The organism is Arthrobacter sp. zg-Y895, from assembly GCF_020731025.1.
Taxonomy (GTDB): Bacteria; Actinomycetota; Actinomycetes; order Actinomycetales; family Micrococcaceae; genus Arthrobacter_B.
Genome location: NZ_JAJFZY010000004.1, coordinates 418,440 through 431,865, shown reverse-complemented (window position 1 = coordinate 431,865; position 13,426 = coordinate 418,440). Strand labels below are relative to the sequence as shown.

Genomic DNA, 13,426 nt, shown 5'->3' with positions numbered 1-13,426 from the left:
GGGCCGGGACCGGAGCACCATGCGCACGTCAATTGCCACCGTCTGCCTGAGCGGGACGCTCGAAGAGAAAATGCGCGCCTGCGCCGATGCAGGCTTCGACGGCGTCGAAATCTTCGAACCGGACCTATTGGTGTCGCCGGCCAGCCCGGAGCAGATCCGTGCCCTGGCGGACACCCTGGGACTGACCCTGGACCTGTATCAGCCGTTCCGCGACTTTGAAGGCGTCGACGCACCCCTGCTGGAGGCCAACCTGGACCGCGCCCGGGCAAAGTTCGAACTGATGAACCGTCTGGGGATCGGGACCATGCTGTTGTGCAGCAACGTGGGCACGGCGACCATCGACGACGACGCCGCGGCGGCGGACCAGCTGCGCCGGCTAGGTGAGCTGGCGGCCGGCTACGGGGTAAAGGTCGCCTACGAAGCACTCGCCTGGGGGCGCTACGTAAATGACTTCGAGCATGCCCAGCGCATAGTGGACCTGGCCGACCACCCGCAGATCGGCACCTGCCTGGACAGCTTCCACATCCTCTCCCGCGGCTGGGACCCGGCCGCGATCGAGAAAATCCCTGCGGAGAAGATCTTCTTCGTCCAGCTCGCGGACGCGCCGGAACTCTCCCTCGATGTCCTCTCCTGGAGCCGGCACTACCGGGTCTTCCCCGGTGAGGGCGCGTTCGACCTGGTGCGGTTCATGGCCCATCTGGTCCGCAGCGGCTATGACGGGCCGGTCTCCCTGGAGATCTTCAACGACGTCTTCCGGCAGACGGCCGAGGACCGCACGGCGGTGGACGCCATGCGGTCCCTTATCTGGCTGGAGGAGCGTACGGCGTCGTACCTCGCACAGCACGACGGCGGCGCGCACTATCCGATGTCCCTTGCGACCCTGCCGAGCGTGGCCGAGCCCACCGGGTTCAACTTCGCCGAGGTCAAGGCCGGGAACCCGGACACGGTCTCCGCGCTGCTGCACCAGCTGGGCTTTACCTTCGCCGGGCGGCACCGGACCAAACCCGTGCAGCTGTGGACGTCCGGCGCGGCGCGGGTGATCATCAACGGGCAGCAGGCCGGCGGTATGGAACCGGGCATTTCCGCACTCGGGCTGGACGTGCAGGACCCGCAGGCCGCAGCTTCCCGCGCCGTGCAGCTGCGGGCCCGGCAGGTGAGCCGGCGCAGCCAGGCGGACGAGCAGGTGCTCCAGGCCGTGTTTGCCCCGGATTCCACGGAGGTCTTCCTCTGCGAAGCCACCGCCGACGGCACTGCCGCGTGGGCGGACGAGTTCGGACCCGCGGGGAACCCCGACCCTGGGGAACCCGCCGGGCAGCCGACGCAGCCGCTGATTTCGGCCATTGACCACATCAACCTGTCCCAGCCCTGGCAGCACTTCGACGAAGCGGTGCTCTTCTACGAGTCCACGCTTTCCCTGACCCCTATCGCCTCGCAGGAGGTCCCCAGCCCCATGGGCCTGGTCCGCAGCCAGGTGATGCGCAGCGCCGACGGCGGGGTGCGGCTGGCGTTGAACATTGCCCCGTTGGTCGTGGAATCCGGGCCCGGCGGGGCGGAGTATCCCCAGCACGTCGCCTTCACTTCCACCGATCTGGTTGCCACGGCCCGTCAGGCCGCCGAAAGGGGACTTAGGTTCCTGCCCGTGCCGGCCAATTACTACGAGGACCTGGCGGCCCGGTTCCGGCTTGATCCGGGTTTCCTCGCCGAACTCCAGGACCTGAACCTGCTCTACGACCGCGACGGCGACGGCGAATTCCTGCACTTCTATACGGGCACCGTGGGCAACGTGTTCTTCGAAGTGGTGGAGCGGCGGGGAGGGTACGAAGGTTACGGTGCACCCAATGCACCCGTTCGGCTGGCCGCCCAGTACCTGGCTTCCCGCGGGGAACCGAAAGCGCGTTAAGTGGAGGGCGCAGACGGCTATTACGTGAAATCGGTGGAGAAGGCCTTCGCCGTGCTGGGCGCCTTCACGCTGAACGTGCCCGAACACACGGTCAGCTCCGCAGCCGCGGCAGCAGGCATCAGCCGTGCTGCGTCGCGCCGGTTCCTCCTCACCCTCCGGGACCTCGGCTACCTGGGCTTTGACGGAACCACTTTCCGCCTGGCGCCGAGGACCCTGGACATCGGGTCCTCGTTCCTGGCCCATCTTTCCCTGCCGCACGCCGCCGAGCCGCACCTGAAGCAGCTCTCCGTTGACCTGGGCGAGACTACGTCGCTCTGCATCCTGGACGGGACCGATGTTGTCTATGTTTCGCGGATCACTTCCCCCCGGCTGGTGCGGGTGGCGGTCAACGTCGGGACCCGGTTCCCGGCCTGGGCCACTTCGATGGGCAGGGTGCTGCTGGCGTCCCTGCCCGAGGCGGAGCAGGAAGCCTATTTCAGCACCGTGGAACTGATGCCTTACACGGCGCGCACCGTCCGCACCATCCAGGAGCTGAGGGCGTCCGTTCGGGAGACCGGCGAGAGGGGCTGGTCACGGGTGGCTGATGAGTTGGAGGACGGCCTGCGGGGCGTGGCTGTTCCGGTCCGCAGCGGCGACGGCACAGTGGTCGCGGCCGCCAACGTGTCGCTGCACCTGCACAGTTGGGAACGCGCTGAGGAGACCGTACTTCCGCCACTGCGCGCCGCCGCAGACCGGATAGGCCGGGACCTGGGCTAGTCGCTGTACTCGGTGGCCTTGTAGATACTCAGGCCCAGCGCCGCGGCAACCTGGGCCACCGCACGCTGTGCCTTGACGCTGTTGCCCACCTCGTCCAGCGGCGGCGCAAACCCCGCAATCGCCAGTTTGCCGGGCATGATGGCCAGGATGCCCCCGCCCACGCCGGACTTTCCCGGCAGTCCCACGCGGTAGGCCCAGTCACCGGAGGCGGTATACATCCCTTCCATGGTCATCTCGGCCAGCATGGCCGGGATGTTGGCAGCCTGCACCACCCGGTCCCCGCTCAAGGGGTTGATTCCCTTGTTGGCGATGGTGGCTCCCATGGCCGCCAGGTCACGGGCGGTGACGAGGGTGGAGCACTGCCGGGTATACACATCACACGCTTCCATCGGATCCGAATACATGGTGCCGCCCGAGTACAGCAGCCAGGCAATCGCCCGGTTGTGGAAGTTGGTGGACTGCTCGGAGTTATTCACCTCGTCACTCAGCGTGATTCTCCGGCCGGCAAATGCGCTCTGGACCTGCAGGATCGCCTCCCACCGATCCTCGGCGTTGTCGCCGGGAATCAGGGAAACCGTGGACATGGCCCCGGCATTGACCAAGGGCGAAACCGGTGTGTCACCGTGCAGGACGACGGAAATCACCGAGTTGAACGGCTCCCCGGTCGGATCCGCACCGACCTTTTCCTGGAAGGTTTCCAGCCCCACCTTCTCCATGGCCCACGCCATGGAGAACACCTTGGAAATGGATTCCAGGGCGAATTCGAAGCCTGTGTCACCGGCTTCGAACAACGCTCCGTCCGCGGTCATCACGCAAACCCCGAAGAGGTCCGGGTTCACGGACGCCAGGTACGGGATGTAGCTGGCGTTCCTGCCCCCGGAGTCGTTCCGGTGGTCTGCGTACGCCGTCCGGACCGCCGATTCAATTGCGGCGTCATCGAGTGTCATACCGCCGAGCTCCCGCCGTGCCTGCCCCCGTCGTCGTGCGAGAACATCACCGGCGAACCGGAGGATTCCGCTTCCCTGGTCAACTGTTGGGTGGAAACACTGGACTCCGAGACCGTCCCGGGATGGGAATGCTCAATCTGCCACGTGAACGGAACGAATTCGCTGGTCCGGTCCCGCCAGTGCGGCTTGCGGAAGGCATAAATAAGGAACGGCAGGATGACCATCACCACAGCCCCGCCCACGAGGATGCCCACGTAGACTTCCGGGGATCCTACGGAAATCTGGTCCGGCGGGATGAAGCTGAAGGCGAAAGCCATCAGTGAACCGAGGAAACCCACGCCGCCGATAATCCACATGCCGACGTCGCCTCCGGGCACCCGGTAGGGACGCGGACGGTTCGGCTGGCTGTAGCGCAGGTAAATCGCGGCAGCGAACATCAGCATGTACATGATGAGGTACAGGATCACCGTCAGCTGGCTCAGGATCTGGTAGGCGGCCTGAACCGAGGGCAGCACTACGTAGGTCAGTCCCAGGCCGGTGACCATAAAGGCCTGGAAAAACAGGATGTGGGTGCCCATTCCATTCTTGTTGGTGTGCTGCCAGAAGCGGGGGAGGTAGCCTGCCTTCGCCACGGCAAGCATGCCCGTTGACGGACCTGCCACCCAGGTCACTACGCCGGCGAGCACGCCGATCAGCAGCATAAACGCGACTATGGGTCCAGCCCAGCCAATGCCGGCCCATTCAAACATGTCGTTGTAGGAGGTCAACAGGCTCTGGGTGAGGTTGATATCGGCCTGGGGCACCACGAACGCGATGGCCAGGGTTCCCAGCACGAAGATGATGACGGTCCCTGCCGCCGCGGTCAGCACGGCGATCGGGTAGTCGCGGGTGGGGTTCTTGACCTCTTTGACGTGGATCGCGTTCATTTCCATGCCGGCGTAGAAAAGGAAAATCGACGCCGCGAGCACCACGTTGGAGAAGTTGCCGAAGTCGGGAATGAGTTCGCCCCAGCCCAGCTGGATCTGCGGGGTGTTGCCGGCAAAGAAATAGGAGAAGCCAAGGACGATCAAGATGGCCGCCGGAATGATGGTTCCGATGATGCCGCCCCACTGGCTCACCCGGGAGAAGGCTTTCGCACCGCGGAAGGCAATGAACGTGGCCAGCCAATAGACCACGAGGACCACTGCGAGGACGAAGAGCTTGTTTCCTGCGAGTTGCGCGTCAAGGTTCTGGTTGTCCCCGGTGTAGGCCAGTGACACAGCACCGAACGTCAGCACGGTGGGGAACCAGATGGTCACCTCGATGAAGAGCATGAACATGGCCAGGAAGGCCCACCGCGGTCCGAAGGCCTCGCCGACCCATCGGAAGACGCCGCCCGTCTCCGGCCATCCAGTGGCCAGCTCCGCGGCCACGAGGGAGACCGGAATCAGGAAGACGACGGCGGCCAGGACATAGTAGAAAATCGAGCTCAGGCCGTACTCGGCCTCCGACGGAAGCCCGCGGAGGCTGACCACGGCCACAATGTTCATCACCGCCAGGGCGCCGATGGTGATCTGGGCATTCTGCTTCGATTTCGCCCGCTGCTGATCCGCTGCGGGGGAATTTGCTGCCTTCGAATCGCTCATTTAGGCCACCTCCTCGACTAGTGATGGAATCCGGGATGCTCCGCCTCACGAGGCATCGGGGCACTCAGCTGATCCAGGTACGTGGTTTCCCGTCGGATATCCGCCAGCAGTTTCTCTGCCAGGTCCATGCTCAGCCCGTTGCGGACCACAATCCGTTCCACCGTCAGGTTCGAGAGGTTGTCCGGCAGGGGATAGGCGGGCACGAGCCACCCCCTGGTGCGGAGCCGCTCGGCCAGGTCGTACAGGTTCCACTTGTCCGTGTATCCATCTTTCAGCCGCCAGGCGAACACTGGGATGTCGGAGCCGTCGTTCCACAGTTCGAAGGGGCCCAGCTCAGCGATCGCGCCGGACAGGTGCAGCGCAACGTCCTGCGAGGCCTGCTGGATCCGCGCATAGCCGTCGCGGCCCAGGCGCAGGAACAAGTAAAACTGCAGGACCACCTGTGCACCGGGGCGCGAGAAGTTCAGGGCAAAGGTCGGCATATCGCCGCCGAGGTAGCTCACGTAGAAAATCAGGTCCTCCGGAAGCCACTGCCGTTCCCGCCAGACCACCCAGCCGAGCCCCGGATAGACCAGGCCGTATTTATGGCCGGAAGTGCTGATCGAGTGGACCCGCTCCAGCCGGAAGTCCCACTCCAGGTCCTGCTGGATGAACGGCGCGATCATGGCGCCGGACGCCCCGTCCACGTGGATGGGGATGTCGAGGCCGGTGGAGGCCTGGATCTCGTCCAGCTTGGCCGCGATCTGCTTTACCGGCTCATACATGCCGGTGTAGGTCACGCCCATGATGGCGACGACGCCGATGGTGTTTTCATCGACGTAGTTCTCCAATTCGAAGCCGTCCAGGCATTTGTGCTCTTCACTGATGGGCACCAGCCGCGGCTCGACGTCGAAGTAGTTGCAGAACTTCTCCCAGCACACCTGGACCGCGGAACTCATCACCAGGTTCGGCTTATCAGTAGGCTTTCCCTCGCTGCGGCGCCGATGCTGCCAAAGCCGTTTGAATGCCAATCCGCCCAGCATGCAGGCTTCGGAGGAACCGACCGTCGAGGTGCCGATGGAGTTCTCCGGGGAGGGGGAATGCCACAGATCGGCGAGGATCCGCCAGCAGTTCTGCTCAATCTGCGCAGTCTGCGGGTATTCGTCCTTGTCGATCATGTTCTTGTCGAACGTCTCGCTGTAGAGCCGGTTCGCGTGGTCGTCCATCCAGGTGCTGACAAACGTCGCCAGGTTCAGGCGTGCGTTGCCGTCCAGCATGGTTTCGTCATGGACAATCTGGTATGCCGTTTCCGGCAGCATTTCACCATCATTCAGCCGGAATTTCGGAGCGGCAGTCTCCTCGCCCGGCCGGGCAAAAAGCGGATTGACGGAAAGCGAATCAGGATTTTTCTGCGCCATTTTGGAAGCCTCTCATCGACAGTATGACAACCGGCATCAGGCCGTAGTGAACGGCGGTGGGTCCCCCCAGGGCTGCGCGCAGAAAAAACTCTACGCGCGGCAAAAATCCATTGCTAGGGTGCGGATGCCGGGCGCCGGGATTACTGGCAAAACGGCGGGAAACCCTGTCCCCGGGCCGGGATTTGCCGGTTTTCCGTTGAGGGCCGGCCCGTGCCGGACGTACCCTTGCCGGACCGTTCATTCCGCCCGGCGCCGCGGCGCCCCGGCAGCTCCAATTAGCTCGAACGCCGCCGTACCGGGCAACAGAGAAGGAGATTTCCATGGCTTCCCTTGCACGCCGCGAACGTTTCGAACTGCCGGACCAGGTCCGCAAGTTCTTCGAGGGGGACTGGGAGGTCCCTGCCTTCCCCGTCGAGGAATACCAGGACGGCTCGGCCATGGTGATCCGGGCCGAACTGCCCAATATCAATCCGGAACAGGACCTGGACGTCACGGTGAGCGACGGGGTCCTGCACATCAAGGGGGAACGGAAGGAAAAAACGGAGCACAAGGGACGGCACGGCTACCGTTCCGAGTTCCGTTACGGGTCATTCACCCGGGAAATAGCGCTGCCGTCCGGAGCCAGCCAGGACAACGTCACGGCTACCTACAACGACGGCGTGCTGGAGGTGCGTGTGCCGGTCCCCGAGGTTGGACCATCGTCAACCAAGGTTCCCATCTCGCGGGGCTAGGGCGGCCGCCGAGCTGAAGCCGAAGGAGCCGCATGACTGAACGGCCAGCAGCACGCAAGGGCGCGCGGACGTTCCCGGACTGGCTGGTCATTGCCACGCTGGGCTGCGGCGGCATAGTGGTCTCGCTTGAAAAAACCGCGGTGGTTCCGCTGCTGCCGGAATACCCCCGGATCTTCGGGGTCACCTCCGACGATGTGTCCTGGCTGGTCACCGTAACGCTGCTCTCCGCGGCGGTGGCAACCCCCATCGTCTCCCGGCTCGCGGACATGTACGGCAAACGCCGGATGCTGCTGGTGGCCATGGCCCTGATGGTTGCCGGCGCCTTCACGGCCTCCATCGGCGGGACCTTCGCGTGGGCCCTGGTCGGCCGCGGACTGCAGGGTCTTGCCGGTGCGGTCATACCGGTGGGGATCAGCATCCTCCGGGAAGCCCTGCCGCAGAAGAAGATCGCCGGCGCCGTTGCGCTGATGAGTGCCAGCTTCGGCATCGGCAGCGCCCTGGGCCTGCCGCTTGCCGGGCTGGTCTATGAACGGTTCGGCTGGCAGGGCACCTTTTGGGTGGTGGGAGTGATTGGCGCGTTGCTGATTGCCGCCGTCGTCGTCTTCGTTCCGGAGTCGAAGGTCCGCAGCCCGGCACCGTTTGACTACGTCGGGGCCGTGCTGCTGTCGGCCGCCATGACCGCCGTATTGCTGGCCATTACCAAGGGCGGGGTCTGGGGCTGGACCAGTTATCCGATCCTGGGCCTTTTTGCCGCCGCCGCCGTCTGCTTCGCGCTGTGGTTTCCGGCGGAGCTGCGCAACGGACAGCCTCTGGTGGACCTGCGGACGTCCGCTCTCCGCCCGGTCCTGCTCACCAACATCGGAGCCGTCCTGGTGGGCTTTTCCATGTATGCGAACATGCTGGTCACTACGCAGCAGCTGCAGCTCTCAAAGGAAACCGGTTACGGCTTCGGGCTGAGCGTGCTCGCGGCCGGGCTCACCATGATCCCGTCAGGGCTGGCCATGGTGGCGGTTTCCCCGGTCTCGGCGCGCATCACCAATACCTACGGAGCCAAGGCCACGCTGGTGACCGGCTGCACCGTTATGGCTGCGGGGTATCTGGCACGCATCCTCTTCGTGCACACGGTTCCTCAAATCATCACCGGGGCCGTGATTGTGTCGATCGGCACGGCAATCTCCATGGCCGCCATGCCCACCATCATCATGAGCAACGTCCCGCTCACCGACACAGCAGCAGCCAACGGCCTGAACACCCTGCTCCGGTCCGTAGGCACCTCAACCTGCAGCGCAACAGTGGCCACTATCCTGGCCTCGCTGACAATAACCATCGGCGGCAGCACATTCCCCGGACTGGACGCGTTCCGGACCATCTTCGTGTTGGCCGGCCTGGCCGCACTGGCTGCCGCCGGTGTCGCCTGCCTGATTCCCCGGTCCCGCCGGCACGAGGCCACGCACCCGGACCTGCACGCCGACGCCGGACAGCGGCAGCCGGAACCGGAGGAAAAGCGGGAGATCATGGTCAGCGGCCGGCTGCTGTCCGCTGCGGACGGCAGGGCGGTGGGCCGGGCGACCGTTACTGTGCTGGACAGCGGCGGACGGCCGGTGGACTGGGACCGCGCGGACCACGACGGCGGCTATGCCGTCCTGCTTCCCGGTGAGGGCCGGTACGTCCTGGTTGCGAGCCAGGCCAGCTGGCTGCCGGTTTCGGAAGTGCTTGCCATCCGCGGTGCGACGGTACACCACGACCTCCATTTCCGCCGGCCGCTGGCCCTCACCGGACGGATCCGGCATGCCGGCCGCGCCGTCGCTGATGCACTCGTGATCCTGGTCCGGCCGGGCGGAGAGGTATCCGCGTCGGCCCGTTCAGACAGCAGAGGCAACTACGAGCTGCCTTTGCCCGGATCCGGTGAGTATGTCCTCAGCGTCATTGAACCGGACGCTCGTACCACTCACACCCGGACCGTGGTCCTGCCGGCGCCGGACACCGTGATCGACGTGGAACTCGGAGGGCGGGAGCCCCGCACCGGCCTCAGGATCTGACCGGGCCGCCCCTCACCGAGACCAAGGGCACATCCGCCGCTTTGGTACGCACCTGTCCAAGCGCATACGATCAATCTGGCGTAAAGCGGGCGTCGGCAGCCAAACACGTGCCGAGCTATGTCCCGCTGCGCGGATTCTTTCACTCGTCTTTAGTTAGGGTATGCGGTGGACCTCACCCTTATGGTCGCGCTGGTGATCGCGCTAGCACTATTCTTCGACTTCACCAACGGCTTTCATGACACCGCCAATGCGATGGCTACCCCCATCGCAACCGGTGCCATCAAGCCCAAAACGGCCGTCGCCCTGGCGGCCGTGCTCAACCTGGTAGGTGCCTTCCTCTCCACGGAGGTAGCCAAAACCATCTCCGGCGGACTCATCAAGGAAGGTGAGGGCGGGATCCAGATAACCCCCGTCATGATCTTCGCCGGCCTGATGGGCGCCGTCATCTGGAACCTGATCACCTGGCTGCGGGGACTGCCGAGCAGTTCCTCCCACGCCCTGTTCGGCGGGCTGATCGGTGCCGCGATTGTCGGCGCCGGATTCGGTTCGGTGGATTACTCCGTGCTGATGTCCAAGGTTGTCCTGCCGGCGCTGATCGCTCCGTGCATCGCCCTGTTCGTGGCATACCTCGCCACCAAGCTGGCGTACCGGATCACCCGCCGGCATGATCCCGATTCGGGCAACAAGCTGCCTCGGAAGCGCGGCGGCTTCCGCTACGCCCAGATCTTCTCCTCCTCCCTGGTTGCCCTGGCTCACGGCACCAACGACGCCCAGAAGACCATGGGTGTGATCACCCTGGTCCTGGTTGCCGGCGGCCTGCAGACCTCCGGGACCGGCCCCGAGTTCTGGGTGGTCGCAGCCTGTGCCATTGCCATTGCCGCCGGAACCTACGCCGGTGGCTGGCGCATCATCCGCACAATGGGAACCGGCTTGACCGAGGTCAAGCCGGCACAGGGCTTTGCTGCCGAAACCAGTACGGCCGCTGCCATCCTGGCGTCGTCCCATCTGGGATTCGCGCTGTCCACCACACAGGTCGCGTCCGGCTCCGTGATCGGTTCCGGCCTGGGCCGCAAGGGCGCCGAGGTCCGCTGGGGCACCGCCGGTAGGGTCGGCGCCGGCTGGCTCCTTACGCTTCCCGCCGCCGCCGCTATGGGTGCCATCGCGGCGCTCATCGCGTCCATCGGCACTGCAGGCGTAGTCGCAATCACCGTCCTCGGAACCCTCACCGTCCTGGGCATCTTCCTGTGGTCCCGCCGCAGCCCGGTGAACCACGACAACGCGGTCAGCGACATTGAAAACGCGGGCGAAGTGGTCCGCATCAAGAAGCGCCGCGGCAAGAACACCGGCAAGGGCAAGAACGGCAACTCCGGTAAGAACAGCAACTCCGGCAGGAACGGCCGCGCCGCTGCCAAGGTCAAGGAAGGTTCCAAATGAACATCCATTGGATGGACTACCTGACGGTCTTCGGCGTCACTCTCCTCGCCGCGCTGACCGTGGTCTGCATCTATTCGTTCGGGGTCCGGCTGTACGCGGTCTCGCTCGATGCGGAGACCGGCTCCACCCCGCGCAACCGCGTTGCCCTGGCGAAGGCCGGCGCCTTCGCCTGCTTCGCCCTGAGCGCTGCAGCGGTGCTGTTCGGCATCTACCTGATTGTCCCGGCGCTGCACGGCTAGGCTTTCAGAACCGTAAAAGGCCCGCCGGATCATTAGATCCTGCGGGCCTTTTACGTTGGCGGAGCCTAGTTCTGCGACGCAGCGTCCGGGGCGTAGAACGGGTAATCCGTGTAGCCCTCGGGTCCGAAGGAGTAGAACGTCGTTGCGTCCGGGGTGTTCAGCGGCAGGTCTTCCTGCCAGCGGCGCACCAGGTCCGGGTTGGCGATGGCCGGACGGCCGACAACGACGGCGTCACCCAGTCCGTCGTCCATCATGGCCAGGGCTTCCTCGCGGGTGGTGAGGGGGCCGAAACCGGTGTTGAGCAGTACCTTGCCGCCGAAACGGGTGCGCAGGGCCTGCACCAGCTCACCGGCGGGGTCGCGGTGCAGGATGCTCAGGTACGCAAGCCCGAGCGGAGCCACGGCATCCAGCAGGACGCCGTAGGTGGCAAGCACATCCGCTGCGTCCATCTCCAGGCAGCCCTGGACATTGTGTTCGGGCGAAATACGCAGGCCCACCCGGTCGGCGCCGATCTCGGCCGCGACTGCAGCAAGCGTTTCGATGACGAACCGTGCGCGGTTCTCGGGGGTTCCGCCGTAGTTATCCGTGCGCTGGTTCGCCGTCGGGGAAAGGAATTCATGCAGGAGGTAGCCGTTCGCTCCGTGCAGCTCCACGCCGTCGAACCCGGCATCCACCGCTGCCCGGGACCCGCGCACGAAGTCCGCGGTCACGGACGCCAGTTCCCCGGCCTCCAGCGCGCGGGGCACCGTGTATGCCTGCTTGCCGTCGTAGGTGTGCGACATGCCGTCCACGGCAATGGCGCTCGGGGCTACGGGGTCCACTCCACCGTTGATGTTCGGGTGGGTCACCCGGCCCGCGTGCATGACCTGCGCAACAATGCGGCCGCCGGCTGCGTGTACGGCGTCGGTGACCTTCCGCCAGCCCTCCAGCTGTTCCGGATCCACGAGTCCGGGCTGGCCCGGGAAGCCCTGCCCTTCGCGGCTGGGATACGTTCCTTCGCTGACGATCAGGCCCAGCGAGGCGCGCTGGCTGTAGTGCTCAACCATCATCGGACCCGGGATGCCGTCGCGTCCGGCTCGCTGGCGGGTCAGCGGGCCCATCACGAGGCGGTTGGACAGTTCAAGGCTGCCGGCGGTCATCGGGGAAAACAGGTTCACTAAGTAACTCTTCCTATAGATTGCCGCTGCCTGTGCCTGCATAGGCGGCGCTGACAGCGGCAGTATGGTTCCGTAGGCGGCAACCCGGTACCCCGCGAACCTATTCCGCGGGCGACGCCGACTGTGGCGGAGCCCATACCTGTCCGGCCGCCGGCTGGCTACCATGGCGGCATGGTGCGGACTGTGTACTACGCCTCGGTATCCCTTGACGGATTCACCGCCGACGACGCCGCCGGCCCGGCGGATAACCGCCGGTTCCGGGTGGCCGAATCGCCGGCGAACGCGGGCGCCGTCGTGATGGGGGCGGGAACCTACGGCCGGCTGCAGCGGCAGGTAGGGGAGGGCGGCGTCGGCGCGTGGGACTGCCCGCCCGGGCCTGTCTGGGTCTACACGCATCACGAGTTTCCCGCCGTCGCCGGGGCGGACATCATGTTTGTCCGCGGTCCGGTGGAGGAATTCGCGGCGGACATAACGGACTCGGCCAACGGCGGCGACGTCTGGCTGCGCGGTGCGGACTTGGCGGGCCAGTACCTGCACCACGGGTTACTGGACGAACTACGCCTGGTGGTGCATCCGATCCTGCTCGGCAGTGGCCGGCCGCCGCTGCCGTTGGCGGCTGCACGGCCTGCGGTGCTGCTCAGCGCCCGTCCGTCCGCCGACGGCAGCGTACGGCTGTGTTACGGAATCCGGGCCGGGCAGGAGCCCTAGCGGGACTCGCGGATCATATTCGTGATGCGGGCCGTGGACAGCCTGCGGCCCTCCTCATCGGTGATGACCACTTCGTGCGTGGTGAGGGTGTTGCCCAGGTGCACGGCCGTGGCCGTGCCGGTGACCAGCCCGGAGGACGCGGACCGGTGGTGCGTGGCACCGATTTCTATCCCGACGGCGTGCCGCCCGGGTCCGGCATGGATACCGGCGCCGAAGGAGCCGAGGGTCTCGGCGAGGACCAGGTGCGCCCCGCCGTGAAGGATCCCTGCCACCTGTTCGTTGCCCTCCACCGGCATGGTGGCCACCAGCCGGTCCGCCGACATCTCGAGGAAACGGATGCCCATCTTTGCCACCAGCCGGCCCACGCCGTGCGCGGACAGCCAGTCGTGCATCTCTTCCGGGACACCGGCGTCGATAAGTTCCTGCTTGTGGGGGTTGGTGCCCGCCTGACGGCCGGAAGTGCCCGGCGTGAAAATCTCGCTCATGGCAACTA

At 65.6% G+C, this 13,426-nt stretch carries 12 protein-coding genes; 7 read left to right on the top strand and 5 right to left on the bottom strand.

What is annotated here, in order from left to right; genetic code table 11:
* Positions 1–19: 19 nt before the first annotated feature.
* Both LJ760_RS08720 and LJ760_RS17490 read left to right on the top strand, forming a co-directional pair.
* On the top strand, positions 20–1,900 hold the full coding sequence (locus tag LJ760_RS08720) for a bifunctional sugar phosphate isomerase/epimerase/4-hydroxyphenylpyruvate dioxygenase family protein (RefSeq protein ID WP_227921820.1): 1,881 nt from the start codon (positions 20–22) through the stop codon (positions 1,898–1,900).
* Positions 1,901–2,656 carry an IclR family transcriptional regulator domain-containing protein gene (locus LJ760_RS17490; RefSeq protein ID WP_227921818.1) on the top strand — a complete coding sequence of 252 codons (756 nt, stop codon included), beginning with the start codon at positions 1,901–1,903 and terminating at the stop codon, positions 2,654–2,656.
* Here the strand turns inward: LJ760_RS17490 and glsA are convergent.
* From glsA to LJ760_RS08700, 3 genes are read right to left on the bottom strand one after another with little or no spacing between them, the layout of a single operon-like run.
* Positions 2,653–3,603, bottom strand: a complete 951-nt coding sequence (glsA, locus tag LJ760_RS08710; protein WP_227921816.1) for a glutaminase A — start codon at positions 3,601–3,603, stop codon at positions 2,653–2,655. The genes LJ760_RS17490 and glsA overlap by 4 nt on opposite strands.
* On the bottom strand, positions 3,600–5,228 hold the full coding sequence (gene gadC / locus LJ760_RS08705; protein ID WP_227921813.1) for a putative glutamine/gamma-aminobutyrate antiporter GadC: 1,629 nt from the start codon (positions 5,226–5,228) through the stop codon (positions 3,600–3,602). Before gadC ends, glsA begins: the two co-directional genes overlap by 4 nt.
* Positions 5,229–5,245: 17 nt before the next feature.
* Complete coding sequence (locus LJ760_RS08700) at positions 5,246–6,625, bottom strand: glutamate decarboxylase (RefSeq protein WP_227921811.1); 1,380 nt, start codon at positions 6,623–6,625, stop codon at positions 5,246–5,248.
* A gap of 320 nt (positions 6,626–6,945) precedes the next feature.
* Between LJ760_RS08700 and LJ760_RS08695 the strand changes: the two genes are divergently transcribed.
* From LJ760_RS08695 to LJ760_RS08680, 4 genes are all read left to right on the top strand, one after another.
* Complete coding sequence (locus tag LJ760_RS08695) at positions 6,946–7,356, top strand: Hsp20/alpha crystallin family protein (RefSeq protein WP_227921809.1); 411 nt, start codon at positions 6,946–6,948, stop codon at positions 7,354–7,356.
* 32 nt (positions 7,357–7,388) lie between these two features.
* Positions 7,389–9,395 carry an MFS transporter gene (locus tag LJ760_RS08690; RefSeq protein WP_227921807.1) on the top strand — a complete coding sequence of 669 codons (2,007 nt, stop codon included), beginning with the start codon at positions 7,389–7,391 and terminating at the stop codon, positions 9,393–9,395.
* A 165-nt stretch (positions 9,396–9,560) separates the two neighbouring features.
* Positions 9,561–10,829: an inorganic phosphate transporter gene (locus tag LJ760_RS08685; RefSeq protein ID WP_227921804.1), complete on the top strand. Its 1,269-nt coding sequence runs from the start codon at positions 9,561–9,563 to the stop codon at positions 10,827–10,829.
* Positions 10,826–11,068: a hypothetical protein gene (locus LJ760_RS08680; RefSeq protein ID WP_231709325.1), complete on the top strand. Its 243-nt coding sequence runs from the start codon at positions 10,826–10,828 to the stop codon at positions 11,066–11,068. The genes LJ760_RS08685 and LJ760_RS08680 overlap by 4 nt, the downstream gene beginning before the upstream one ends.
* Positions 11,069–11,133: 65 nt before the next feature.
* Here LJ760_RS08680 and LJ760_RS08675 read toward each other — a convergent pair whose 3' ends face one another.
* Positions 11,134–12,267, bottom strand: a complete 1,134-nt coding sequence (locus LJ760_RS08675; RefSeq protein WP_442860649.1) for an alkene reductase — start codon at positions 12,265–12,267, stop codon at positions 11,134–11,136.
* A gap of 129 nt (positions 12,268–12,396) precedes the next feature.
* Here LJ760_RS08675 and LJ760_RS08670 point away from each other — a divergent pair, with 129 nt between their 5' ends.
* A complete protein-coding gene (locus LJ760_RS08670; RefSeq protein WP_227921802.1) occupies positions 12,397–12,933 on the top strand; it encodes a dihydrofolate reductase family protein in 537 nt (178 codons plus the stop codon).
* On the opposite strand, the gene LJ760_RS08665 is transcribed toward LJ760_RS08670, so the two are convergent.
* Positions 12,930–13,418 (bottom strand): hotdog fold thioesterase, encoded by a 489-nt coding sequence (locus tag LJ760_RS08665; RefSeq protein WP_227921800.1) that lies wholly within the window; start codon positions 13,416–13,418, stop codon positions 12,930–12,932. The genes LJ760_RS08670 and LJ760_RS08665 overlap by 4 nt on opposite strands.
* Between the last annotated feature and the right edge of the window lie 8 nt (positions 13,419–13,426).

Bases quoted from the DNA above. Each gene is read 5' to 3' on its own strand.
- LJ760_RS08720 (WP_227921820.1), top strand. From the start codon at position 20: ATGCGCACGTCAATTGCCACCGTCTGCCTGAGCGGGACGCTCGAAGAG.
- glsA (WP_227921816.1), bottom strand. From the start codon at position 3,603: ATGACACTCGATGACGCCGCAATTGAATCGGCGGTCCGGACGGCGTAC.
- gadC (WP_227921813.1), bottom strand. From the start codon at position 5,228: ATGAGCGATTCGAAGGCAGCAAATTCCCCCGCAGCGGATCAGCAGCGG.
- LJ760_RS08700 (WP_227921811.1), bottom strand. From the start codon at position 6,625: ATGGCGCAGAAAAATCCTGATTCGCTTTCCGTCAATCCGCTTTTTGCC.
- LJ760_RS08695 (WP_227921809.1), top strand. From the start codon at position 6,946: ATGGCTTCCCTTGCACGCCGCGAACGTTTCGAACTGCCGGACCAGGTC.
- LJ760_RS08690 (WP_227921807.1), top strand. From the start codon at position 7,389: ATGACTGAACGGCCAGCAGCACGCAAGGGCGCGCGGACGTTCCCGGAC.
- LJ760_RS08680 (WP_231709325.1), top strand. From the start codon at position 10,826: ATGAACATCCATTGGATGGACTACCTGACGGTCTTCGGCGTCACTCTC.
- LJ760_RS08675 (WP_442860649.1), bottom strand. From the start codon at position 12,267: ATGCAGGCACAGGCAGCGGCAATCTATAGGAAGAGTTACTTAGTGAAC.
- LJ760_RS08670 (WP_227921802.1), top strand. From the start codon at position 12,397: ATGGTGCGGACTGTGTACTACGCCTCGGTATCCCTTGACGGATTCACC.
- LJ760_RS08665 (WP_227921800.1), bottom strand. From the start codon at position 13,418: ATGAGCGAGATTTTCACGCCGGGCACTTCCGGCCGTCAGGCGGGCACC.